Below are 22,134 nucleotides of genomic sequence, written 5' to 3'. Positions count from 1 at the left end.
GTGAACCGAGTCCCGTTCTCGCGACACTAGCCGTGCTGCAGCGGCGGTGGAGGCGATCGGCGCCCTCCTTGCCGCGACACGCCGCGACACGCCGCGACACGCCGGTGGAACGGTGTCGGGGCAGTCCGGAGGGGCGGACGAGTGGCTCGCGGTGGCCGGGTCGGATTGTCGGTGGCTGCTGGTTGAGTGGGTCCATGGCAGGGGGGACGGGGACCTTCTCGCCGGGATCGGGGCATCCGGTGCTGGCGGCGATATCGCGCGCCGACGAGCACGTCGGGGACGCGCTCGAGCTGGGTCTGCTCACGCTCGGTGAGGTGGATGCGCGGTCGGCCTTGGTGGCTGCGCAACAGCTGATCAGCCGCGCGACGGGACTGTTGGCCAAGCTCGCGGCCCGTGCCGATGAGCTGCAGGTCGGCCGGGTGGACGGGTCGCCGTCGACCGCGGTGTGGTTCGCGAACGTCACCGGCGTGACGCGCGGTGAGGCCCACCGGGTGCTGCGGGTCGGGCAGTCGACGGAGCGGTACGTACGTGTGGCCGCGGCCGCCGCAGCCGGCACCGTGTCGCTCGACCAGACCGACGTCATCGTCCGGGCGCTCGATGCGCTGCCGGACGAGGTCGACGCCGAGACCGTGGGTCGCGCCGAAGAGGTGCTGGTCGAGAACGCGGGCCGGTTCGACGCGCTCGCTCTACGCAAGCTCGGGAAGCGGATCCTCGACGTCGTCGCGCCCGAGGTCGGCGAGGCGCACGAGGCCCGGTTGCTCGCGGCCGAGGAGCGGTCGGCGATGGCCGCCGCGTCGCTGACGCTGCGGGACCTGGGTGACGGACGCACCTCGATCCGGGGGATCCTGCCGACCCTGCACGCCGAGATGCTGGGCAAGGCCCTCGATGCCTATGCGGCGCCCGGTCACAAGAACGCGAGCCCCGACGAGGCGGACCGGTTCACGACCGGGGTGCCCTCACCGCTGCGCCGCGGAGAGGCGTTCGTCGAGCTCATCGAGGCCCTCGACGCCCGCGACCTGCCCGAGGTCGGCGGCACGAACGCGACCGTGGTGGTGAACCTGGACCTGGACGCCCTGCTGCGTGGGCTGGGTGTGGCCACGTTGGACACCGGCGGACGGATCAGCGCCGCCGAGGCCCGCCGGCTGGCCTGTTCGGCGAACCTCGTGCCCGCGGTCCTCGGCGGCTCCAGCGAGGTGCTCGACCTCGGGAGGTCGCAGCGCTCCCACAGCAAGGCCCAACGCCTCGCCATCGCGATCCACGACAAGACGTGCGTCACCGACGGATGCGACCGACCGGCCCACCAGTGCCAGGTCCACCACTGGACCCTCTGATCCGCAGGAGGCACCACCAACACCACCGGCGCCGGACTGCTCTGCGGACACCACCACCGCACAGTGCACGACCCCCGCTACGAGACCCGCCGCACCCGACATCCCCTTGGCCACATGAGCGTCCGGTTCGTCCGACGACCCTAGGTCGACCCCAGCGCTCGTATCGGCACGTCGCCGCCGATGCCGCCGCGCCACCAGCGGTAGCCGGCGATCCCGAGCGCGGTCATGCCCAGCGTGAGCCCGAGGTGGAGCCAGTTGTCCGCGTCGTTCAGCCCGACGACGTCGCCGTGCCCGCCGCCCACCGCGAGGCCGTAGACCCAGACGGCGGCGTAGGAAAGACCGCCGTAGACGAGGTACGCCGCCGACCACGGGGCGCGGCGGGACGCCAGCACGCCCAGCACCGCGAAGAGCAGGTGCAGGACGTTGTGGAGGACCGAGACGGAGAAGAGCCCCAGCAGCTTCGCGTCGGTGTGGTGGCCCCACAGCTCGAGACGGTCGTGGTCGGTGACGACGCCCGGCACGAAGCCGAGGACCCCGATCAGGCCGAAGACGACGCCGACGACCAGGGCGCTGGTGCGCAGGAACCGGACGGCGGGACGGGTGGGGGTGTCGACGTGTCGTGCGCTCATGGTGAGCTCCTCGGATCGATGGGGTCGTGCGAGACGGGTCCCCCGTCAGCCCGCGGTCGGCCCCGGCGTGGCCCCGTCGGACTCGGCCGGCGGGACGAGGTCGCGGACCGCGGGGCCGTCCAGGACCCCGCCGTCGGCGCCGAAGCGCGAGCCGTGCAGCGGGCAGTCCCAGCTGCGCTCGGCGTCGTTCCACGACAGGACCCCTCCGAGATGGGTGCACACGGGTGCGCCGCCGGGCGGCGGGCTTGTCGCGCCGACGGCGTCCTTGCGCAGTCCGCAGCGGCGTGCCGCGGCTCCGGCCCAGCCGAGGGTCATCGCGGCGGCCACCTCCGCGTTGAGGCGGGCCGAGGTGGGCAGGCCCTTGAGCTCGCGTCGGCTCCAGGGCTGCAGCAGGTCGCGCCAGTCGGGCGCGCCGCCGGCGAGGTCGCCGGCGAGGGCGAGCGCTGCGGCCACGCCGCCGGTCATGCCCCACTTGGAGAAGCCCCCGGCCACCAGGATCCGGCCGTTGCCGGGCACGAGGGGGCCGGCGTACGGCAGCGCGTGGTGCGGGGAGAAGTCCTGCGCCGACCACGCGACCTGCTCGGTGGCGCCGGGGTAGTGCTCGCGGGTCCAGGACCGGATCGAGTCGAGGTGCTGGCTCGTCGGGCGCGAGCGCCCGGTGGTGTGCCCGTCGCCGCCGACGAGCAGGACGGGCGATCCGTCCTCCGAGCCCGCGTCGCGCACGGAGCGCGAGGGCGCGTCGGCGGAGAGGTACATGCCGCGCGGCAGGTCCGTGACCCGCTGCGCCGGCAGGGTGAAGGCGACGCTGTAGGAGCGCTGCGGCGCCATCCGCGCGAAGAAGCCGCCCCGGTCGAGCAGCGGCACGTTCGTCGCCAGCACCACCTGCTGCGCCTCCAGCGTGCGGACAGCGTCGGCCTCCGCCCGGCCGTGCGGCGCCGGGGCGACGTCGACCTGGACCGGGCTGCGGTCGCGCAGCGCCGTCACCCGCGCCCGCTCGACCAACGGCACACCGAGGCGCCGGCAGCGGTCCGCCAGGGCGGCCACGAGGGCCAGGGGATCGGTCTGGAGCTGGCCGTCGAGCCAGATCGACCCGGCGACCCCGAACGGCAGCTCGGTGTCCTCGGACCAGCGCACGGGCAGCCCCGCCCTCTCGGCGGCGGCCAGCTCGCGCCGCAACCGGCGGGCGCCCGCGGCCCCGTTCGCGTACGTCACGGCGGGACGCCGCTGCAGCGGCACGCCCTCCGCCTCGGCCACCTGGGCGGCCCACTCCTGACCGGCGCGGTGGGCGGCGACGTACTGCCGCAGCGCCTTGGTGCCGTGCAGGCGCTCGACCTGCTGGAGGTGGGTGCCCTGCAGGAGGCTGAGCTTGGCGGTGCTGCGGCCGGTCGTCCCGGCGCCCAGCAGCCGCGACTCGACGACGGCGACACGACGTCCCGCCTCCGCGAGCAGCAGAGCGGTGCTGAGGCCGGTGAGCCCGCCACCGACGACGAGCACGTCGAGGGGGCGGGCGGACGCGAGCGCGTCGAGGGGCTCGGTGGAGTACGCGGGCTCCGCGCGGTCCGCGCGCAGCTCCCAGAGAGAGGCAGGCATGTTGGCTCCGTCGCAACGGTGGGTTCGGGGGCGAGGAGCCGGTACCCCCGCGTCCGGGGGCCGATGCCGCGCGGCGCCGGGGCGTACCGTCGGAGGGCATGACGACGACCGACGACGACGTGGCCGAGATCTGGGACGACTGGCAGGACGCGGTGAACATGGCGCCCGCCGAGCTCGAGAAGTGGCTGGAGACCGATGAGTCGCGCTCCGTGGGCCAGGGTGACGGCGAGTCCGTCGGCCACCGGTCCGGGCGCCGGATCGTCGAGATCAAGCGGACGAACAAGACCGACCTCACCGCCGACGACGCGGCCCACATGCGCAAGGTCGTGGGCTACGTCCACCGTCACCTCGCGCAGCGGCCGAAGGGCGACGTCGAGGACACCGACTGGCGCTGGTCCCTCATGAACTGGGGGCACGACCCGCTGAAGTAGCGGGTCGCGCCCCCGTGGGTCGCGCTGCGGCTCAGCCGCGGGACGAGAGCACGCTCGCGGCGTCGATCTCGCCGTGCTCGTCCTGGATCGCGGAGGCGAGCGCGGCGCGGTCCTCCGCTGCCACCTCGATCCCCGCCTCGGTGAAGCCGTTGGCCAGCTCGGTCTCGACGGTGCCCTCGGTGGCCCCGTCCTGCCAGGAGCTCACGCGGTCGACGACGGCCTGGATGGTCTCGATCTCGATGTTGGTGTAGGTGCTCATGGCCCGAACGTAGCCACCGCCCCCAGCGCCGGCAGATCGACCGTCCTGCGGTGAGCAGGGGTGGACGGTGGCGGGTACCGGCCCGCGCCCGACGCCCCCACCCCATCCCCCGGAGGACAGCTCGTGGATCCGACCACCCCCATCGCCAAGGCCGCCGACAAGCTCGAGGAGGCGGCCGAGCGGCTGCTGCCGGGCTCGCCCGTGCCGCCGGGCGCGCCCGGCTCCGGCACCCCCGGCGTCGAGGAGCCGACCGCCCCGCAGCCCCCGCTGCCGCCCAAGGGCGACCAGTCGGCGCCCGCGCCCGGCTCGGCGACCGGGGCGCCTGCGACGACCGACCCGCGCCACCGCGCCCAGCAGGGCCGGTGGCTGACGACCGCGACCGGGGTGCGGCTCCACGACACCGACCACTCGCTCAAGGCCGGTCCGCGCGGTCCCACGCTGCTGCAGGACCACCACCTGCGCGAGAAGCTCATGCACTTCGACCACGAGCGGATCCCCGAGCGGGTCGTGCACGCCCGCGGCGCAGCGGCGCACGGGCGGTTCACCGGCTACGGCACGGCCGCGTCGGTGAGCCTGGCCAGCGTGTTCGACGAGGGCCGCGAGACGCCGGTTTTCGTGCGCTTCTCCACGGTGCTCGGGTCGCGCGGCTCGGCCGACACCGTGCGCGACACCCGCGGGTTCGCGACGAAGTTCTACACCGACGAGGGGGTGTGGGACCTGGTCGGCAACAACATCCCGGTGTTCTTCATCCAGGACGGCATCAAGTTCCCGGACGTCGTGCACGCCGGCAAGCCGCACCCGGACCGGGAGATCCCGCAGGCCCAGAGCGCGCACGACTCGTTCTGGGACTTCGTGTCGCTGCACACCGAGGCGCAGCACCACACGATCTGGAACATGTCCGACCGCGGCATCCCGCGCTCCTACCGCATGATGGAGGGCTTCGGCGTGCACACCTTCCGGTGCACCAACGCCGAGGGCGCCACCAGCCTCGTGAAGTTCCATTGGAAGCCGAAGCTGGGCGTGCACTCCCTGACGTGGGAGGAGGCGCAGATGCTCAACGGCTTCGACCCCGACTTCCACCGGCGCGACCTCGCCGACGCGATCGAGTCCGGCGCCTTCCCCGAGTGGGAGCTCGGCATCCAGGTCTTCGAGGACAACCCGGAGCAGATGTTCGAGGGCATCGACCTGCTCGACTCGACGAAGCTGGTGCCGGAGGAGCTCGCCCCCGTGCAGCCCATCGGCCGGCTCGTGCTCGACGCCAACCCCACGAACTACTTCGCGGAGACCGAGCAGGTGGCCTTCCACACCGGCCACCTCGTGCCCGGCATCGACGGCACCGACGACCCGCTGCTGCAGGCGCGCAACTTCTCCTACCTCGACACGCAGCTCACCCGTCTCGGCGGCCCCAACTTCAACCAGCTGCCGATCAACCGCCCGCACGCGCCGGTCAACGACATGCTGCGCGACGGCATGCACCAGAGCGCCGTGCACTCCGGCGTCGCGCCCTACCAGCCGAACTCCTTGGACGGCGGTTGTCCGTTCCACGCGACCACCGACCCCGACGACCCCGCGACGCGGGCCTTCGTCGAGGCGATGGTCACGGTCTCGGAGGGCCGCAAGGTGCGGGCGCAGCCCGCGTCCTACGACGACCACTTCAGCCAGGTGCGGCTGTTCTGGCGCAGCCTGACGCCCACCGAGCGCGAGCACGTGGCGCGGGCGTACACCTTCGAGCTCGGCAAGTGCTACGAGCAGGCGATCAAGGAGCGCCAGCTGCTGGCGCTCGCGCAGATCGACCCGGTGCTGTGCGCCGAGGTGGCGCAGGGCCTGGGGCTGCCGGCGCCCGAGCCGACCGCACCGCTGGCCGACCCCGACCCGAGCCCGGCGCTCTCGCAGCTCGGTGACACGTGGCCGATCGCCGGTCGCATGGTCGGCATCGTCGTCGACGACACCTCCGACGCCGACCAGGTGGCGGCGCTGCGCACGGCCGCGTTCGAGGCCGGCACGGTCCCGCTCGTGGTGGCGCCGCACGGCGGCGAGGTCGCCGGCGCGACCGTCCAGCGCACCTTCGCGACGGTGCGCTCCGTCGAGCTCGACGCGGTGGTGCTGACCACCGTGACGGCGCCGGCGCCCGACGCGGGCAACAGTCTGCTCGGCGACCTCGACCCGCGCGTACGCCTGCTGGTCGAGGAGGCATTCCGCCACGCCAAGCCGGTCGCCGGCCTCGGTCGCGGGGGAGAGGCGCTGCTCGCCGCGGGCGTGCCCGCGGACGCCGCCGGGGTGCTCACGGCCGGGGACGCGACCGCGCTGTGGTCGGACCTGACCGACCTGCTCGCCGCCCACCGCGCCTGGGACCGCTTCCCGCCCTCGCTGACCTGAACCACACCGGTGGGACCCGCTCCCGCCACCCCGTCAGCACCCCCGTCAGCACCCCCGTCGCCCCCCGTGCCGCCGTCCGCGGCACGGGGGGCGACCCTCGTTCGCGCATCGCTCACCTGACCCGCTAATGTCTGGCCTCGGTTCTAGCCGTGGGCCGTCACCTTCGACGGAGAGTGAACGATGTCCCGGCTGGAAGACTCCTCCGCTTTCGCTGCGCTGGCCGCCGAGCTGCACGCGGAGCGCGACGTGACCGAGACCGGTCGCGTCATCGTGGCGCGGTTGGTCGACCTGCTCCCGGACGCCGACAGCGCGGCGCTGACGGTGCCCGCCCCCGGAGGCACCCACCGCCTGCTCGCGGCGAGCGACGACCTCGCCACCGCCGCCGAGGCCCTCCAGGCCGCCGAGCAGCAGGGCCCCACCTGGGACATCGCCACACGTCGCGACACCTGGATCCGCAGCGCGGACCTCGCGGCGGACGACCGCTGGCCCGGCTGGTCCGGCCCCGCCCGCGAGCTGGGCGTGGCGTCGCTGCTCACCGTCGAGCTGCGCACCAGCGGACGGCGCCGCGGCGCCCTGACCCTCTACGGCACCGCCCCCGGACGCTTCCACGAGCGCACGACGGTCGACGCGACCCTCGTCTACGCCGTGCACGCCGCCACCGCCCTCGACGCCGCGCAGGTGGTCACGGGGTTGGAGACGGCCATGAGCTCGCGCCACACCATCGGGCTCGCCCAGGGCATCCTGATGGAGCGCTTCGACATCGACGAGGAGCGCAGCTTCGCGCTGCTGCGCCGCCTCTCCTCCTCGCACGAGATGAAGCTGCGCGAGGTCGCCGCGCACGTCGTGTCGACCGGCTCCCTGCCCAGCGACGGCGACGGGATCGTCGACGGGTTCCGCCTCGACGGCGGCGAGCCGGCCGGCGAGCAGCCGGTCCCCGACGGGGTCTGAGGCGCCGGAGGGCCCAAAACCTACGCGGCTACCGTGGCCGGGTGCGCGACTCCCTCGACCTGCTGCTGGACGGCCCGGGCGAGGCCGCGGTCCGGGCCGAGTGGGACGCGTTGAGCGCCGCCGGGGTGCCCAGCTCGGGTGACCGGACGGGCGGTCACCACGGACCGCACGTGACCGTGGCCGAGCGCGACCGGGTGGCCGAGGACCTCGAGGCGCGGCTGGACGAGCTGGCCGTACGCCTGCCGCTCACCCTGCGGCTCGGTCCGCCGCTCGTGCTGGGCGGGCCCGGGCGCCGCGTCCTGGCCCGCGCCGTCGTGGCGACGCCGGCCCTGCTGGACCTGCACGCGGCGGCCGCCGCGGTCCTGGGGCCCGGCGGGCCGCCGCACGGGGAGGTCGGCGCCTGGACCCCGCACGTGACGCTGTCCGGGCGTCTGGGCGACGACGACGTGGCGGGCGCCCTCGGGGCGCTGGGGGAGGCGTACGCCGTGCGCGCCGTGCGGCTGCGCCGCTGGATGCCCGCGTCCGGCACCGTCCGCGACCTGCCGAGACGGTGACCGGGGGAGGAGTAGCGTAGAAGCGTCCGACCGCGCTCGAGACCCCGGGCTCGGCAGACCCCTCGACCGGGGAGGTCTCTCGTGGGAGACCCGTTCTTCGACGTCGACAGCGATCCGTCCGGCGGGCGGGTCACGGTCCGCGGGATCGTCGACGCGTCCACCGTGCCCGCGGTGTGCGCCCGCGTCGAGGAGGCGGTCCGGCAGGACCGCACCGAGCTGACCGTCGACCTGCGCGAGGTCCAGATCCTGCTCGCCTCCGCGGTGCCGCTGCTCGACGCCGCGGTCGCCGCCGCCGCCGAGCGCGGCCTGGTCGTGACCCTCGACGCTCCGCCCGGGTGCGTCGCGGACCGGGTCCTCGCCGTGCTGCGCGACCTGCCCGGCGACGTGGCCATCGCGCCGCCGGTGGGCGCCGAGACCGTGGGGCAGCCGTGAGCGCCCCGGTCGCGGTGCGCGAGGTCATGACCGTCGGCGCCGAGTGCGCGCAGGTCAACGAGACGCTGGCGTCGGTCGCCTCCCGGATGCGCGACCTCGGCATCGGGGCGATGCCGTTGTGCGGGGAGGACGGGCTGCTGGTCGGGATGGTGACCGACCGCGACATCGTCGTGCGCTGCGTCGCCGCGGGCTGCGACCCCGACGGCGTGACCGTGCGTCAGTTCGCCGGGGCCCGCCCGGTCACGGTCGAGGCAGGCGCGAGCCTCGAGGAGGCCGTCGACGCGATGGTCGCCGCCGGGGTCCGCCGGTTGCCCGTCGTCGAGGAGCACGAGCTCGTGGGGATGCTCAGCCTCGCGGACGTCGTGGGCCACCTGCCGGCGGAGCGGACGGCCGAGGTGCTGCGGGCGATCTGCGACCGCCCGCCCGGCTGACCGGGCCCGAGCCCGCACGCGTCTGAGGCGCCCGCGGTTGGGCACCGGCGCGTCATGACTCTCCGTGCGCTCCAGCTGACCTGCACCCTCAAGCCGTCCCCGGCCCCCTCCAGCTCCCAGAAGCTCGGCAACGAGCTCCTCGCGGAGCTCGCCTCCCGAGGCGTCGAGACCGAGGAGGTCCGGATCGTCGACCACCACGTCGCGTTCGGCGTGACGACCGACGAGGGCACCGGGCCCGACGGCCGGGTCGACGAGTGGCCCACCATCCGCGAGCGCGTCCTCGCCGCCGACATCCTCGTGCTGTCGACGCCGATCTGGATGGGCCAGCCCTCCGCCGTGTGCAAGATGGTGCTCGAGCGCCTCGACGCCGAGACCGCCGAGACCGACGAGGACGGCCTCCCCACGATGCTCGGCAAGGTCGCGCTCGTCGCCGTCGTCGGCAACGAGGACGGCGCCCACCACACGAGCGCCGAGCTGTTCCAGGCGCTGAACGACGTGGGGTTCACGGTGCCTGCGCAGGGCGCCACCTACTGGGTCGGCGAGGCCATGCAGGGCACCGACTACAACGACCTGGACGCCTCGCCCGACCCCGTCGCTTCCACGACGAGGACCGCGGCCCAGCGGGCCGTGCACGTCGCCTCCCTGCTCACCTCCGAGCCCTATCCCGCGCCGCCGGAGTGATCGGACCGTGACTCGGCGGGCGGCCGCGAGAGCAGCAGCGGGGCGAGCGTCCACAGCGACAGCAGCACCAGCAGCACCGCACCGGCCACCACGAGCCCGGCCGTGCGCCCGACGACGACGTCGACCACGAGCAGGACGACGCCGCTGCACACCAGGGACAGCATCACCAGCCCGGCCCGGGCCAGCACGTTCGCCGACTCGACGAGCCAGCGCCGGCGACGCCGTCGGAAGAGGATGCGGTGGTAGGCCACCGGCGCCACGATCAGGCCGGTCGCGAGGACGGAGCCGACCAGCAGGCACAGGTAGACGGTGCGCTGGTAGGTGTCGAGCCCCTCGAACCCGTCCGTGAACGGGATGGTGACGAGGAAGCCGGTGAGCAGCTGCACGCCGGTCTGCACCACGCGCAGCTCCTGCATCAGCTCGCTCCAGTTGCGGTCGAGCATGCGGTCGGTCACCGGCCGCGGGTCGCGGTTCATGCGCACCGGTACCCGGGGCGGCCGACGCCGCGCGGACACGCCGCCTGACGGGGACGCGCGGGGGTACCGGCGCCGCGTCCGCCCCTGGAACAGGAGACGCCGGTGCACCTTCCCTCCACTCGTGGTCCCGTCAGCGAGGCCGTGATCGCGACCGTCCGCAGCGGTGACGCCGCTCCTCCGCCCCCCGCGGACCTCGACGCCGAGGTCCTGCTGGGCGAGGACGTGCAGCTGGCGCTGTGGGTCGCCCACGAGCTCGGCTACCGCGGCTTCGACGACGCCACCCCCGACGCCGAGCGCGACGTCGACCTGCTGCGGTGGCGCCACGCCGTGGAGGACGAGCTCGAGCAGCACCTGCGGGCCAGCACCGCCGAGGCGGTCGCCTCGGCGCAGGAGCAGGGCCGCGACGTCGCGGACCGGCTGCGCTCGCTCGTCGACGACGGCCCCTCGACGCCGCTGGCCCGGCACCTGCAGCGCCACGCGACCCGCGAGGAGGTGCTGACGTTCCTGCGCGAGCGCAGCGTCTACCACCTCAAGGAGTCGGACCCGCACGCCGCGGCGCTCGCGCACCTCGACGGCCCGGCCAAGGTCGCGCTGGCCGAGCTGCTCTACGACGAGTACGGCGGCGGTCGCCCGGAGCGCCTGCACTCCCACCTGTACGCGGAGGCCCTCGAGGCCGCCGGTCTCGACGCGGGCTACGGCGCGTACGTCGAGGAGGTCGGCGCCTCGACGCTGCTGTCCAACAACGTGATGTCGCTCTTCGCCCGCCAGCGTCGGCTGCGCGGGGCCCTGATCGGCCACCTCGCGGCCTTCGAGGCGACCAGCACCGACCCGTGCCGCCGCATCGCCGCGGGCATCGAGCGCGTGGGTCTCCCGGACGCCGTCGCCGCCTACTTCCACGAGCACGTGGAGGCCGACGCGGTCCACGAGCAGGTGGTGCTCGGCGACATCTGCGGCAGCGCCGTCGCCGCCGACCCGGCGCTGGAGGACGACGTGCTGTTCGGTGCCGCCGTGTGCCTGCAGGTCGACGCGGCCGCCAGCGACGTGCTGTACGCCGAGCTGACCGCGACGCCGGCGCGGGCCGCCGGATGAGCCGCGACCGGGAGCAGGGCACCCCCGTCCGGGCCCGGGTGTGCCCGGGCGGCCCGCTGCTGCTGCGGGGCGCCGACGAGGTCGTCGACGCCGACGGCCGCGCCCACGAGGTGACGCGACCGGTCGTGGCCGTGTGCCTGTGCGGGGCCACCGGACGAGCGCCCTGGTGCGACGGCACCCACGCGCGGATCCGGGGCGCCGCGCCGGGCCGTTCCTGATCCAGCCGGAACGGCCCGGCGGGCGCTCAGACCTCGTCGGCGCGACGCAGGTGCACCAGCACCCCGCGGTCGAAGTAGCGGGCCTCGACCAACGAGAGCCGCCCACCCACGACGAGGTCGTGGTCGGAGACCAGCGCGAGCTGCTCGTCGCTGCCGATCTGGAGCACGACGTGCCCGCCGGGCTGCAGCAGGCGGCCCGCCTGCTCCAGGCAGGCCCGCACCAGGAACGCGCCGTCCTCGCCGCCGTCGATCGCGCGCAGCGGGTCGGCCGGGAATCGGGTGACCTCCGCGCTCGGCACCCACGGTGGGTCGGCCACCATCAGCGGGAAGCGCTCGGCGTCGTCGAGCCCGGTCAGGTCGGCGCACCGGACGTCGGTCTCGACGCCGGCCCGCTCGGCGTTCGCGCGGGCGTACTCGCAGGCGACCGGGTCGACGTCGACCTGCACCAGGGCGCGGCCCGAGGCGCGCGCGGCCAGGAGACCGATGTGGCCGGCGCCCGCGCACAGCTCGAGGATCGGGCCCTCGGGGGCGTCCGTGCCGGCGAGCTCGGCCGCCCAGCGGGACTGCTCGACCGTCCAGGGCCGCGGCTCGAGGACCCGCGAGTCCCAGTGGATATCGACGCCGTCGAGGACGGTCACGTGCTCCTGCAGCGAGGGGGTGGTGGGGAGGTCAGCCGTGTCGGTCATCGCTCAGAACACCGGCTTCCCGCCGGTGACCCCGAGGACCGTCCCGGAGACGTAGCCGGCGTCGGCGTCGGAGGCCAGGAAGACGAAGGCCGGCGCGACCTCGGCGGGCTGCCCTGCCCGGCCCAGCGGGGTGTCGCTGCCGAACTGCGTCAGCTTCTCCGCCGGCTGGGTCGCCGGCTGCAGCGGCGTCCAGATCGGGCCCGGCGCGACGGCGTTGACGCGCACGCCGCGGGGGCCGAGCTCGGCGGCCAGGTTCACGGTGATGTTGTTGATCGCCGCCTTCGTCGAGGCGTAGTCGACGAGGCTCGTGGAGGGCTGGTACGCCTGGATCGAGGTGTTGTTGACGATCGATCCGTTGCGCGACTCCAGGTGGGGGACCGCGGCGCGGACCAGCCAGAGCAGGGCGTACAGGTTCGTCTTCATCGTGCGGTCGAGGTGCTCGTCGTCGAGGTCGTCGATGCCGTCGCCGCGGGCCATCTGGTAGCCGGCGTTGTTGACGAGGACGTCGAGGGCGCCGAGCTCGTCGACCGTGCGGCGCACCACCTCGTCGCAGCTGCGCGAGTCGCGCAGGTCGACCGGGATCGGGAGCACCTTCGCGTCGGTGGAACCGAGCGCCTCGAGCGTCTCCTGGGCGTCCGGCTCCTCCTCGGGCAGGTAGGTGAAGGCGACGTCGGCGCCCTCGCGGGCGTACGCGATCGCCACGGCGCGGCCGATGCCCGAGTCGCCGCCGGTGATCAGCGCGACCTTGCCGGCGAGCCGGCCGTGACCGACGTAGGACTCCTCGCCGTGGTCGGGCCGCGGCGTCATCTCCGAGGTGAGGCCGGGCGGCTCCTGCTGCTGGGCGGGGAACTGGTCGTTCACGGGAACGCTCCTTCGGGGTCGTCGTGCGGGGGTGCCGCGCCGGTACCCGCGCTCCGGGCCGCGACCCCGGGTGGGCGCGGGGGTCACGCCCCCGCCCGGGTGGGGTACCGGCTGCGGTGACCGATGCAGACGACCACCTCGCCGACCCCGTGGACGCCGTCCTCCTCATCGACCTCCAGGAGGGCTACTTCGCCGGGTCGCCGGACCTGAGGGAGCTGCGCCCGGGCCTCGTCGAGGGCGTGGACGCGCTGGTGCGCCGCGCCGCCGACGCGGGCGCCCTGGTGGTGGAGGTCCGCACGGTCCACGAGGCCGACCGCAGCACCTGGGCCCTCAACATGCTCGAGGACGACGCGCCCTTCCTGCTGCGCGACACCGACGAGCCGGTGCCGCTGCGCGAGGTCGTCGCCCTGCGCGAACTCCTCGGCCCACGCCTCGAGGAGCGCGGCGGGCGGTGGGAGGTCGTGGAGAAGACCCGCGACGACGCGTTCCTCGGCACCGAGCTGCTCGACCTGTTGCGCGGTGCGGGTGCGGAGGGCCTCGCCGTGGCGGGGATCAGCACGGAGTCGTGCGTGGCGGCCACGGCCACGACGGCGTACGCGCACGACCTGCGGGTCGTGGTCGCCCGCGAGGCGGTCGGCTCGGACTCCGACGAGCGCCACGCGGAGGTCCTGCGTCACCTCGAGCGCCTGTACCGCCAGCCCGTCCTGGGCGTCGACGCGATCCGCCTCCGCTCCGCGGACGGCCCGGGGAGCGCCACCGACTAGCGTGGGCGTCCGAGAGACCAGGAGGAGCCCATGTCGCTGACCGACCCGCAGACCCGCCCCGAGGGCGGCGCCTCCGAGGGGCTGGCCACGCACCTGGCCCGGATCGCGGGCGAGCTCGCCGCGGCGACCGACGAGGCGGAGCTGACGCAGATCGGGTGCAAGCGCTCGCTGGAGATCGTGCCCGCCGACTTCTGCGGCATCACGACCCGACGGCGCCGCGGGCGCCTCGACAGCGTGGCCGTGACCGACGACCTCGCCCGGCGCTGCGACGCCCTGCAGTACGAGCTGGGCGAGGGCCCCTGCGTCGACGCCGCGCTCGACGCCCAGGAGCACGTCGTGCACGACACCGCGCTCGACGATCGTTGGCCCCGCTGGGGGCCGCGGGTCGCGGCCCTCGGGGTCCGGTCGCTCGTGAGCGTCCAGCTGCCCTCGGTGGGCCTGGCGGAGCGGCACGAGCCGCTGGGAGCCCTCAACCTGTACGCCGGCGCGCCCGGCCGCTTCGGCGCGCGCGAGGCCGAGGTGGCGAAGACGTACGCCGTGCACCTCGCCGCGGCCTGGGCCGCGGCCCGGCGCAGCCGCACCTTCGCCGAGGCGGCCGAGAGCCGGCACGTCATCGGCATCGCGCAGGGCGTGCTGATGGCCACGCTCGACCTCACCGCCGACGCCGCGTTCGAGGTGCTGCAACGCGTCTCGAGCTCGGAGAACGTGAAGCTGCGCGACCTCGCGCGCCGCGTGGCGGACGCGGGCAGGCTGCCCGGCACCGGCGCCTGAGCTTGCCCGGTTGGTGACGCGGGCTACGTTCTGGGTAGAGGCGCCTCCACCGTCAGGTGGAGCGCCGCGCCACCCCAGCTGAAGCCAGCGGCTGGTCGGCCCGCGAACATCCCGGGACTCGCCATGACCGTCACCGTCCTCCCGACGGGATCTGCAGCGTCAGCCCCAGTCGACGCCGCCCCCGTCGTTCCGCCCTCCATACGACAGACCCACGCCGAGGAGCGTGCCGAGAGGCGCGCGCGCACCACCCAGCTGTTCCTCGAGGCTGCGGCCGCCCCGACCGAGGCGGCTCGTGCCGAGCGGATCCGCGAGGTCGTGGTCGCCAACATGGGCGTCGCCCGTGCCCTGGCCAGTCGGCACCGCGGACGCGGCGTCGCCACCGACGACCTCGAGCAGGTCGCGTACATGGCGCTCGTGCGTGCGGCCGACCAGTTCGACATCGACCAGGCCGACGACTTCCTCACCTACGCGGTGCCCTGCATCAAGGGGGAGCTGCGGCGCCACTTCCGCGACCACGGGTGGATGATCCGCCCGCCGCGTCCGGTGCAGGAGATCCAGTCCAAGGTCGTGCGCACCCGTGACGAGCTCGCGGGCGACCACGGCGACAACGTGCCCGTCGAGGCGATCGCGGAGCACCTCGGCGTCGAGCCGACCCTGGTCCGCCAGGCCCTGGAGGCCGAGGGGTGCTTCCACCCCGTCTCGCTCGACGCGCCGCTGCCGCCCGACCTGTCGATGGCGGCGAGCGACACCTCGGTGGACGACGTGGCCCAGCAGGAGGTGATCGACGCACGCGAGTCCCTGCGCCCGGCCCTGGGGGCGCTCAGCGACCGTGAGCGTCGTCTGCTCCTGCTGCGCTTCTTCCACGAGCGCACGCAGCAGGACATCGCCGACGAGCTGGGCATCACGCAGACGCAGGTCTCGCGCCTGCTGACCAAGGTGCTGCGCACGCTGCGCGGGCGGATCGACACGCCGATCGCGAGCTGAACCCGGCTCGAGACCGAGCAGGCCGCACCACGACGGAGCCCCGCAGACCCGGAGGTCTGCGGGGCTCCGTCGTGCACGCGTGCACCTCAGGGGTGGAAGACGACCTTGACCACGCCCGGCTCCTTGTCGCGGAACGCGCGGTAGGCCTCTGGCGCCTCGTCGAGGCCGAGGTGGTGGGTCGCGAAGTCCTCGGTCCCCAGCGGGTCGTCGTCGGCGGTCAGCAGCGGCAGGATGTCGTCGGTCCAGGCGCGCACGTTGGCCTGGCCCATCCGCAGCTGGACCTGCTTGTCGAACAGCTGCATCAGCGGCAGCGGGTCGGTCGCGCCGCCGTAGACGCCCGAGATGGAGATGGTGCCGCCGCGGCGGACGATCTCGATCGCGTTGGTCAGCGCCTCCAGACGGTCGACGCCGGCGCTCTTCATCAGCGGGCGGCCCAGCGGACCGGGCAGCTTCTCGGCCACCTTGTGGGCGGCGGCCGCGACGGGGGAGCCGTGCGCCTCCATGCCGACGGCGTCGATGACGGCGTCGGGGCCGCGGCCGTCGGTGCGGTCGCGCACGGCCGCGGCGAGCGCGTCGGTCGGTCCGGCCGGCAGCGTGTCGACGCCGCGCGACTCGAGCCGCGAGCGGCGGTGCTCGTCGGGCTCCGCCACGATCACGCGGACGTTGCGGTGCGCCGCGATCCGCGCGGCCATCGCGCCGATCGGGCCGCCGCCCAGCACGACGACGGTGTCGCCCTCGCCGACCCCGGCGTACTCGACCGCCTGCCAGGCGGTGGGCAGCACGTCGCTGAGGAAGACGAAGCGGTCGTCGCTGGGGCCGACGGGCACCTTGACGGGCAGGGTGTCCGCGAACGGTACGCGCAGCAGCTCGGCCTGCCCGCCCGGCACCGCGCCGTAGAGCCGGCTGTAGCCGAACAGGCTGGCGCCGGTGCCCTCCTCGCGGTTCTGGGTGGTCTCGCACTGGCTGTTGAGCCCGCGGCGACACATCCAGCAGCGTTGGCAGCTGATGTTGAACGGCACGACGACGCGGTCGCCCACGGCGAGGTTCTCGACGGCGCTGCCGACCTGCTCGACGATGCCCATGGGCTCGTGGCCGATGACGTCGCCCTCCGTCATGAAGGGTGCGAGCGGTCCGTACAGGTGGAGGTCCGACCCGCACAGCCCGGTCGAGGTGATCCGGACCACCGCGTCGGTGGGCTCCTCGATCCTCGCGTCGGGGACCTCCTCGTAGCGGACGTCCTGCGGGCCGTGCCAGGTGATCGCCTTCATCAACTCGCTCCTCGTTCGGGGGATGGTGGTCTCGTGCGCGGGTCCGGTACCCGGCGCCCGGGGGTCGCATGGACGCGCCAGGGCGCGGAATGGCGCTGCTCACCGGGGGTACCGGCCGCGCGTGAACCACCGCGCCGAACGCCCCAAGGCCCCGCTGGCCGCCGCCCTGCCCGCTCTCGTCGTGGTGGGGATCGCGGTCGTCCTGATCGTCGGGATCCTCACCCTCACCTGAGGCCGCGATGGACCTGTCGCTCGCCCTGCTCCGCCGCGGCTACCACGCCCTGGCCGAGGAACGGGGCCGTCACGACGACGCCGACACGTTCGCCGCCCGGCTGCTGGGCCGTCACGCGCTGGTGCTGCGCGGCGCCGACGGCGCCCGCGTCTTCTACGACACCGAGCGCGTCAGCCGTGTCGGCTCCGTGCCGCCGCCGCTGGCCGGCCTGATCTTCGGATCCGGTGCGATGCACGGCCTCGACGGGCGTGAGCACGACGTGCGCAAGCACCTCTTCCTCGACGTGCTCGACGACGAGGCCGTCGAACGGCTCGTCGCGGTGGTGGCCGAGCGGCTGCGCGACCGGCTCGTGGAGTCCGCCGGCCGCGAGGTCGACCTCTTCGCCCTGCTGGTCGAGGTCTACGGCGACAGCGTGCTGCGATGGGCCGGCGTGCCCAGCCACGAGCGCCAGCGCAGCTCGCTGGCCCGCCAGATGGCCGCGATCGTCGACGGTTTCGGCGGATCCCCGCGTGCGTACGCCCGGGGCTGGGCGGCCCGCGCGCACCTGGACAGGTGGGCGGGTCGGCTCGTCGCCGCGCAGCGTCGTTCCGGTCGCACGGGCGACGCGACGCCCCTGGCCCGGATCGCCTCGCTGCCGGTGCCGGCCCGCACGGCCGGCGTCGAGCTGCTCAACCTGCTGCGGCCCACCGTCGCCGTCGCGTGGCCCGCGACCTGGGCGGTGGTCGAGCTGCTGCGCGACGCCGACCTCGCCGCGCAGGTGCGGGGCAGCGCCGGCGAGCTCGTGCGCCGACGGGTCGCCCACGAGGTGCGCCGGGTGCGACCGTTCGTGCCGGCGCTCGCCGGCCGGGCGCGGATCGCGTTCACCCACGACGGGCTCTCCGTGCGGCCCGGCGACCGGCTCGTCCTCGACGTGGTCGGCACGGACACCGACCCCGCTCACTGGAGCGCTCCCGACCGGTTCGACCCGCAGCGGTTCACCGACGCCGAGCCCGACGCGTACGCCTTCGTGCCCCAGGGCGGCGGGTGCCCGCGCAACGGCCACCGGTGCCCCGGCGAGCCCCTCACCGTGCGGATCGTCGAGGCGACCCTGGAGGAGGTCGGGCGCTACGACCTGGTCTCCGGCGACCCGGAGCTCCCGGACCAGCCGATGACCCGGATGCCGCGGCGGCCCGGGCCGACCGGACGACTGGTGCTCACCGCCCGCTGAGGACGGGCCGGGAGCGCACGCGTCCGGTCACGTCTTCTCGATCTCGCACCACACGCGGGGGTGGTCGCGCGCGCCCTCGTCGTCGGTGACGATCACGGTCACGTCGACCGGGCGCAGGTCTCGGACCGGGGGGCGGGGGATGGTGGCGGTCTCGTCGAGGTCGGCCCCGAGCGCGTCGGGCCCGGCCACCAGGTCGAGGTGCCGGTGCGGGGCCGAGCGGGCGACCACGTACTCGTCGGGACGGCACCACAGCAGGGTCAGCACGGTGCCGGCGTCGGGGGTGCCGTAGGCCCCGGTCCACAGGTCGAGCGCAGCCTGCACGAGCACGGCGACGACGTCGTCGCCGAGGTGCCCCGGTGCGGAGGCGTCCAGCTGGGCGGTGCTCATGCGGCTCCCCGGACGGGAGCCCGGTCGGAGCGTTCACGGCGCGTGTCGCGCATGGTCTGCTCCTCGGGTCGGGAGGGAGGACGAGGCGCCGGTACCCCGCCCGCACGGGGCCCATGACCCGGGCCACCGGCGTTCATGCCCCGGTGGCTGACATCGTCCGGCGCAGCGCCTCGCCGATGCTGGCCGGGGTGACCGGCTTGCTGACGTAGTCGTCCATCCCCGCCGCGAGGCACCGCTCGCGCTCCCCGACGAGCACGTTCGCGGTCATCGCCACGATCGGCAGGTGCGGCAGGGCCTGCTCCTGCTCCTCGCGGCGGCGGGTGGTCGCGACCTCGTACCCGTCGCGGCCGGGCATCTGGCAGTCGAGCAGGACGGCGTCGTACGCACCGTCCGCCATGGCCTCGAGCGCCCGGGTGCCGTCGGCCGCCTCGTCCGCGGCGTAGCCCAGCTTGGCGAGGATGCCGATCGCCACGATGCGGTTGATCTCGTCGTCGTCGACCACCAGCACGCGCCGGGTCGCCGGCGGTGCGGGCTCCGGTGCGGGCCCGGGCTCCGGCACAGGGGTCGGAGCGGACACCGGTGGGGCGGGCAGCGGTGGGGGAGCGGGGGCCGACGCCGGGTCCGCCACGGGCAGGGTGACGGCGACCGTGAACGTGGTGCCGGCGCCCTCGGCCGAGGTCAGGTCGACGCGGCCGTCCATGGCGTCGACCAGACGGCGAACGATGGCGAGGCCCAGGCCCGTGCCGCCGAAGCGCCGCGTCGTCGAGGAGTCCGCCTGGGTGAACGGCGCGAACACGCGCAGCTGCACCTCGGGGCTCATCCCGATGCCGGTGTCGGCGACGGTGATCCGCACCAGCGCCGCCGTCGGGCTGGTGCGGGTGACGGAGAGACCGACGCGCACCTCCCCGCCCGCCTCCGTGAACTTCACGGCGTTCGACAGCAGGTTGACCACCACCTGGCGCAGCCGGCCGGGGTCGCCGAGCACGACGAGCGCGGCGTCGTCGTCGAGGTCCGCCGCGAGCGCGACCCGACGGGAGTGGGCGGTCTCGGCCAGCAGGGCCACGGCCTCGTCGACGACGTCGGACGGTGCGAACCGCACCCGCTCGAGCTCGACCCGTCCGGCCTCCACCTTGGCGAGGTCGAGGATGTCGTTGATCAGCGCGAGCAGCGACGTGCCCGCGGTGCGGACGCCCTCGGCGTACTCCCTCTGCTGCGGGGCGAGCCGTGTCGTCAGGAGCAGCTCGTTGAGGCCGAGCACCCCGTTCAGCGGGGTGCGGATCTCGTGGCTCATCGTGGCGAGGAAGTCGGACTTCGCGCGCGAGGCGGCGAGCGCCTCCTCGCGGGCGTCGCGCTCGGCGGCCAGCATCCGGCTGGTGCGGGCGAAGGCGAGGCCGGTGAGCACGATCATGGCGATCGCGAGGCCCGCCAGGCTGGCGTGGTCCGTGCGGCCGGGCCCGAGCAGGATCAGCAGCGGCGGGACCAGCAGCGGCACGGTCGCGACGACGAGCCGGCTGCGGGTGCTCTCGCGGTACGCGGCGGCCGCCTCGCCGGTCGGCGTCGACGACACGCTGGCGCCCAGCGCCATCAGCACCGAGCCGCTCATCCACAGCACGTCGAGCGAGCTCTCGCCGACGCCGGTGGCGGACCAGGCGAGGTAGCCCAGGTCGGCGACCAGCCACGACGAGGCACCCAGCACGAGGGGGAGGGCGCTGGCCGGACGGGCGCGGCGCAGCCACAGCGCGCGGACCACGAGACCGACCAGGACCGACGACATGACGGCGTACCCGCCGCGCACCACCCGGGTGCCCGTCGCGATGGCGTCGTTGCTGATCAGCTCGCCCACCGACAGCGTCCACAGGACGGCCACGCTGAGGGTGGCGACGGTGAGCGCGTCGACGACCGCGCCCGGGTCGAGGCGCGGCGGGGGCGGTGGCTCGTCGGGGTCGCGCGGCCCGGCGGGGTGCGGCGCGAGCGCGATCATCAGGAGCAGACCGCCGCCGATGCCGAGGTAGCTGGAGCCCCAGAAGACGTCGGCCACCGAGATCTCGGGCGCGCGGCCGGTCCACTGCAGCGCGAACCAGAGCAGGTCGCCGAGCGCGAACGAGGCCAGACCGGCCGAGATCACGATCCCGACCAGCCGCTCCGTCCCGCGGCGACGTCGCGCCCCGACGTACCCGAGCACCGGTGCACCGACGATGAACGCCAGGTAGGAGGCCTGGCCGAAGGCGCTCTCCGGCTGGAGGAAGTGGGAGACGAGCACGCCGACGGCCGTGAGCGCGAGGACGCCCGCGGTGGCGACGTGCGCCCTGCGGTGCCGGTCGTCGGTCCCGTGCACGCGTCCTCCTCCTCGAGCCCCGTGGCGGGTCATTCTCGCGCCGGGGGAGCGGTCCGCGCAGCCGATCGCGGCAGCGTCCTAGGGTGGTCGCGGTCGCACGTCGCTCGAGGAGGCCCGATGACCACCGTCGTCCTGTTCCACCACGCCCTGGGCCGCACGGAGGGCGTGCTCGCGCTCGGCCGCCGGCTCGCCGCCGCGGGCCACGAGGTCCACACGCCCGACCTCTTCGACGGCGCCGTGTTCGACACGGTCGAGCGCGGCGTGGGGCACGCGGAGGCCATCGGCTTCGACGCCATCCTGCAGCGCGCGACCGTCGCGGTCGACGGACTGCCGGACGGCGTCGTGCACGCCGGCCTGTCGCTCGGGGTGATGCCTGCCCAGCTGCTCGCGCAGACCCGACGCGGTGCGCGGGGGGCCGTGCTGCTCGAGGCCTGCGTGCCGCCCAGCGAGTTCGGCGGCAGCTGGCCCGCCGGGCTCCCGCTGCAGGTGCACGGCATGACGGGTGACCCGTTCTTCGGCGGCGAGGGAGACCTCGACGTCGCGCGCGCCCTCGCGGCGCAGGAGCCCGCCGCCGAGGTCTTCACCTACGACGGCGACGCCCACCTGTTCACCGACTCCTCGCAACCCGGGCACGACGCCGCTGCGACCGACCTCGTGGTCGAGCGGGTGCTGGCGTTCCTGGAGCGCGTCGGCTGAGTCAGTCCTCGCCGCGGCGGCTCGGGTCGCCGCTCCGGTTGTCGGTGTCGCGTCGCTCGTCGGCCATCTGCCGCAGGTCGCGCTGGATGCCCTCCGAGCGGCGACGCTCGAAGAGCAGGATGAAGAGCGCGACGCCGAGCATCACGACCACGGTGAGGACCAGCCCGAAGGCGTTCATGGCGTCCTCCTTCCCTCGTCCTCGACGGTACGCCCGGGGGCGTGAGCCCCCCCGTTCGCGTGACGGGTCGCGCGTGGTGCGGCGGCGCGGTCGGTGCGCGGGCCGGTCGGACGCGCCGGTGGGCCCGGCGACGTGGTGTCGGCGGGCCTGCTGGTGGTGCGGGGCGGGTGTAGGGCTGTCGTCGGATCCGGTTATTCGAGTGCCGTCGTTCCGGTCGGTGTGACGAGGTAGCGGCGGCCTCGTGGGCTGGTCCAGATGAAGCCGTCGGGTGGTTCGTCGGGGTGTGTGGGTCGGTAGCGCCAGCGGCGCTCGTGTTCGCG

Annotated in this window: 25 protein-coding genes; 15 read left to right on the top strand and 10 right to left on the bottom strand. The window is 74.6% G+C overall.

Annotation, left to right across the window (positions count from 1 at the left end; genetic code table 11):
- Positions 1-194: 194 nt before the first annotated feature.
- Positions 195-1,331, top strand: a complete 1,137-nt coding sequence (locus RDV89_RS00125; RefSeq protein ID WP_315730414.1) for a DUF222 domain-containing protein — start codon at positions 195-197, stop codon at positions 1,329-1,331.
- Between the two features lie 140 nt (positions 1,332-1,471).
- Here the strand turns inward: RDV89_RS00125 and RDV89_RS00120 are convergent, their stop codons facing one another.
- Together RDV89_RS00120 and RDV89_RS00115 are read right to left on the bottom strand one after the other, a co-directional pair.
- Positions 1,472-1,960 (bottom strand): DUF4383 domain-containing protein, encoded by a 489-nt coding sequence (locus RDV89_RS00120; RefSeq protein ID WP_315730413.1) that lies wholly within the window; start codon positions 1,958-1,960, stop codon positions 1,472-1,474.
- 45 nt (positions 1,961-2,005) lie between these two features.
- Positions 2,006-3,550 (bottom strand): FAD-dependent oxidoreductase, encoded by a 1,545-nt coding sequence (locus RDV89_RS00115; protein WP_315730412.1) that lies wholly within the window; start codon positions 3,548-3,550, stop codon positions 2,006-2,008.
- 98 nt (positions 3,551-3,648) lie between these two features.
- Here RDV89_RS00115 and RDV89_RS00110 point away from each other — a divergent pair, with 98 nt between their 5' ends.
- Positions 3,649-3,981: a DUF3140 domain-containing protein gene (locus RDV89_RS00110; RefSeq protein WP_315730411.1), complete on the top strand. Its 333-nt coding sequence runs from the start codon at positions 3,649-3,651 to the stop codon at positions 3,979-3,981.
- Between the two features lie 31 nt (positions 3,982-4,012).
- Here the strand turns inward: RDV89_RS00110 and RDV89_RS00105 are convergent, their stop codons facing one another.
- On the bottom strand, positions 4,013-4,240 hold the full coding sequence (locus RDV89_RS00105) for a hypothetical protein (RefSeq protein ID WP_315730410.1): 228 nt from the start codon (positions 4,238-4,240) through the stop codon (positions 4,013-4,015).
- 123 nt (positions 4,241-4,363) lie between these two features.
- Between RDV89_RS00105 and RDV89_RS00100 the strand changes: the two genes are divergently transcribed.
- The 6 genes from RDV89_RS00100 to RDV89_RS00075 all read left to right on the top strand — a co-directional run bounded on the left by RDV89_RS00100 (position 4,364) and on the right by RDV89_RS00075 (position 9,662).
- Positions 4,364-6,616 carry a catalase gene (locus RDV89_RS00100; RefSeq protein ID WP_315730409.1) on the top strand — a complete coding sequence of 751 codons (2,253 nt, stop codon included), beginning with the start codon at positions 4,364-4,366 and terminating at the stop codon, positions 6,614-6,616.
- 180 nt (positions 6,617-6,796) lie between these two features.
- Positions 6,797-7,564 (top strand): GAF and ANTAR domain-containing protein, encoded by a 768-nt coding sequence (locus RDV89_RS00095; protein ID WP_315730408.1) that lies wholly within the window; start codon positions 6,797-6,799, stop codon positions 7,562-7,564.
- 41 nt (positions 7,565-7,605) lie between these two features.
- Positions 7,606-8,118: a 2'-5' RNA ligase family protein gene (locus tag RDV89_RS00090; RefSeq protein WP_315730407.1), complete on the top strand. Its 513-nt coding sequence runs from the start codon at positions 7,606-7,608 to the stop codon at positions 8,116-8,118.
- A gap of 81 nt (positions 8,119-8,199) precedes the next feature.
- Complete coding sequence (locus tag RDV89_RS00085) at positions 8,200-8,550, top strand: STAS domain-containing protein (protein ID WP_315730406.1); 351 nt, start codon at positions 8,200-8,202, stop codon at positions 8,548-8,550.
- Entirely contained in the window at positions 8,547-8,981 is a 435-nt protein-coding gene (locus tag RDV89_RS00080; protein ID WP_315730405.1) for a CBS domain-containing protein, read from the top strand. Before RDV89_RS00085 ends, RDV89_RS00080 begins: the two co-directional genes overlap by 4 nt.
- Positions 8,982-9,035: 54 nt before the next feature.
- Positions 9,036-9,662, top strand: a complete 627-nt coding sequence (locus RDV89_RS00075) for a flavodoxin family protein (protein WP_315730404.1) — start codon at positions 9,036-9,038, stop codon at positions 9,660-9,662.
- Here the strand turns inward: RDV89_RS00075 and RDV89_RS00070 are convergent.
- Complete coding sequence (locus tag RDV89_RS00070) at positions 9,641-10,117, bottom strand: DUF6328 family protein (protein ID WP_315730403.1); 477 nt, start codon at positions 10,115-10,117, stop codon at positions 9,641-9,643. The two genes, RDV89_RS00075 and RDV89_RS00070, sit on opposite strands and share 22 nt — an antisense overlap.
- Before the next feature lie 123 nt (positions 10,118-10,240).
- Between RDV89_RS00070 and RDV89_RS00065 the strand changes: the two genes are divergently transcribed.
- Positions 10,241-11,227, top strand: coding sequence for an iron-containing redox enzyme family protein (locus RDV89_RS00065; protein ID WP_315730402.1), 987 nt, complete (start codon positions 10,241-10,243; stop codon positions 11,225-11,227).
- Complete coding sequence (locus RDV89_RS00060) at positions 11,224-11,445, top strand: CDGSH iron-sulfur domain-containing protein (protein ID WP_315730401.1); 222 nt, start codon at positions 11,224-11,226, stop codon at positions 11,443-11,445. Before RDV89_RS00065 ends, RDV89_RS00060 begins: the two co-directional genes overlap by 4 nt.
- A 26-nt stretch (positions 11,446-11,471) precedes the next feature.
- On the opposite strand, the gene RDV89_RS00055 is transcribed toward RDV89_RS00060, so the two are convergent.
- Positions 11,472-12,131 (bottom strand): methyltransferase, encoded by a 660-nt coding sequence (locus RDV89_RS00055; protein ID WP_315730400.1) that lies wholly within the window; start codon positions 12,129-12,131, stop codon positions 11,472-11,474.
- A gap of 3 nt (positions 12,132-12,134) precedes the next feature.
- Positions 12,135-12,992: an SDR family oxidoreductase gene (locus RDV89_RS00050; RefSeq protein ID WP_315730399.1), complete on the bottom strand. Its 858-nt coding sequence runs from the start codon at positions 12,990-12,992 to the stop codon at positions 12,135-12,137.
- A gap of 116 nt (positions 12,993-13,108) precedes the next feature.
- Between RDV89_RS00050 and RDV89_RS00045 the strand changes: the two genes are divergently transcribed.
- From RDV89_RS00045 to RDV89_RS00035, 3 genes are all read left to right on the top strand, one after another.
- Positions 13,109-13,756 (top strand): cysteine hydrolase family protein, encoded by a 648-nt coding sequence (locus tag RDV89_RS00045; protein ID WP_315730398.1) that lies wholly within the window; start codon positions 13,109-13,111, stop codon positions 13,754-13,756.
- A gap of 30 nt (positions 13,757-13,786) precedes the next feature.
- Positions 13,787-14,527, top strand: coding sequence for a GAF and ANTAR domain-containing protein (locus RDV89_RS00040; protein WP_315730397.1), 741 nt, complete (start codon positions 13,787-13,789; stop codon positions 14,525-14,527).
- 123 nt (positions 14,528-14,650) lie between these two features.
- The gene (locus tag RDV89_RS00035; protein WP_315730396.1) at positions 14,651-15,511 is read left to right on the top strand and encodes a sigma-70 family RNA polymerase sigma factor; all 861 of its coding nucleotides are present in this window, start codon (positions 14,651-14,653) and stop codon (positions 15,509-15,511) included.
- A gap of 86 nt (positions 15,512-15,597) precedes the next feature.
- Here RDV89_RS00035 and RDV89_RS00030 read toward each other — a convergent pair whose 3' ends face one another.
- A complete protein-coding gene (locus RDV89_RS00030) occupies positions 15,598-16,779 on the bottom strand; it encodes an alcohol dehydrogenase catalytic domain-containing protein (protein ID WP_315730395.1) in 1,182 nt (393 codons plus the stop codon).
- A 239-nt stretch (positions 16,780-17,018) separates the two neighbouring features.
- Here RDV89_RS00030 and RDV89_RS00025 point away from each other — a divergent pair, with 239 nt between their 5' ends.
- Complete coding sequence (locus tag RDV89_RS00025; RefSeq protein WP_315730394.1) at positions 17,019-18,218, top strand: cytochrome P450; 1,200 nt, start codon at positions 17,019-17,021, stop codon at positions 18,216-18,218.
- Between the two features lie 27 nt (positions 18,219-18,245).
- On the opposite strand, the gene RDV89_RS00020 is transcribed toward RDV89_RS00025, so the two are convergent.
- Both RDV89_RS00020 and RDV89_RS00015 read right to left on the bottom strand, forming a co-directional pair.
- Positions 18,246-18,605, bottom strand: a complete 360-nt coding sequence (locus RDV89_RS00020; RefSeq protein WP_315730393.1) for a hypothetical protein — start codon at positions 18,603-18,605, stop codon at positions 18,246-18,248.
- Positions 18,606-18,738: 133 nt separating this feature from the next.
- A complete protein-coding gene (locus RDV89_RS00015) occupies positions 18,739-20,940 on the bottom strand; it encodes a hybrid sensor histidine kinase/response regulator (RefSeq protein WP_315730392.1) in 2,202 nt (733 codons plus the stop codon).
- A gap of 117 nt (positions 20,941-21,057) precedes the next feature.
- Here RDV89_RS00015 and RDV89_RS00010 point away from each other — a divergent pair, with 117 nt between their 5' ends.
- Positions 21,058-21,636: a dienelactone hydrolase family protein gene (locus RDV89_RS00010; RefSeq protein ID WP_315730391.1), complete on the top strand. Its 579-nt coding sequence runs from the start codon at positions 21,058-21,060 to the stop codon at positions 21,634-21,636.
- A 1-nt stretch (position 21,637) separates the two neighbouring features.
- Here the strand turns inward: RDV89_RS00010 and RDV89_RS00005 are convergent, their stop codons facing one another.
- Positions 21,638-21,814 carry a hypothetical protein gene (locus RDV89_RS00005; protein ID WP_315730390.1) on the bottom strand — a complete coding sequence of 59 codons (177 nt, stop codon included), beginning with the start codon at positions 21,812-21,814 and terminating at the stop codon, positions 21,638-21,640.
- Positions 21,815-22,134: the final 320 nt, after the last annotated feature.

The organism is Nocardioides imazamoxiresistens, assembly GCF_032378595.1.
Taxonomy (GTDB): domain Bacteria; phylum Actinomycetota; class Actinomycetes; order Propionibacteriales; family Nocardioidaceae; genus Nocardioides; species Nocardioides imazamoxiresistens.
This window is presented reverse-complemented; position numbering and strand designations above follow the sequence as displayed.

Coding starts and splice junctions, on each gene's coding strand:
- RDV89_RS00125 (WP_315730414.1), top strand. CDS start 195: ATGGCAGGGGGGACGGGGACCTTCTCGCCGGGATCGGGGCATCCGGTG.
- RDV89_RS00120 (WP_315730413.1), bottom strand. CDS start 1,960: ATGAGCGCACGACACGTCGACACCCCCACCCGTCCCGCCGTCCGGTTC.
- RDV89_RS00115 (WP_315730412.1), bottom strand. CDS start 3,550: ATGCCTGCCTCTCTCTGGGAGCTGCGCGCGGACCGCGCGGAGCCCGCG.
- RDV89_RS00110 (WP_315730411.1), top strand. CDS start 3,649: ATGACGACGACCGACGACGACGTGGCCGAGATCTGGGACGACTGGCAG.
- RDV89_RS00105 (WP_315730410.1), bottom strand. CDS start 4,240: ATGAGCACCTACACCAACATCGAGATCGAGACCATCCAGGCCGTCGTC.
- RDV89_RS00095 (WP_315730408.1), top strand. CDS start 6,797: ATGTCCCGGCTGGAAGACTCCTCCGCTTTCGCTGCGCTGGCCGCCGAG.
- RDV89_RS00075 (WP_315730404.1), top strand. CDS start 9,036: ATGACTCTCCGTGCGCTCCAGCTGACCTGCACCCTCAAGCCGTCCCCG.
- RDV89_RS00060 (WP_315730401.1), top strand. CDS start 11,224: ATGAGCCGCGACCGGGAGCAGGGCACCCCCGTCCGGGCCCGGGTGTGC.
- RDV89_RS00055 (WP_315730400.1), bottom strand. CDS start 12,131: ATGACCGACACGGCTGACCTCCCCACCACCCCCTCGCTGCAGGAGCAC.
- RDV89_RS00040 (WP_315730397.1), top strand. CDS start 13,787: ATGTCGCTGACCGACCCGCAGACCCGCCCCGAGGGCGGCGCCTCCGAG.
- RDV89_RS00035 (WP_315730396.1), top strand. CDS start 14,651: ATGACCGTCACCGTCCTCCCGACGGGATCTGCAGCGTCAGCCCCAGTC.
- RDV89_RS00030 (WP_315730395.1), bottom strand. CDS start 16,779: ATGAAGGCGATCACCTGGCACGGCCCGCAGGACGTCCGCTACGAGGAG.
- RDV89_RS00025 (WP_315730394.1), top strand. CDS start 17,019: ATGGACCTGTCGCTCGCCCTGCTCCGCCGCGGCTACCACGCCCTGGCC.
- RDV89_RS00020 (WP_315730393.1), bottom strand. CDS start 18,605: ATGAGCACCGCCCAGCTGGACGCCTCCGCACCGGGGCACCTCGGCGAC.
- RDV89_RS00010 (WP_315730391.1), top strand. CDS start 21,058: ATGACCACCGTCGTCCTGTTCCACCACGCCCTGGGCCGCACGGAGGGC.
- RDV89_RS00005 (WP_315730390.1), bottom strand. CDS start 21,814: ATGAACGCCTTCGGGCTGGTCCTCACCGTGGTCGTGATGCTCGGCGTC.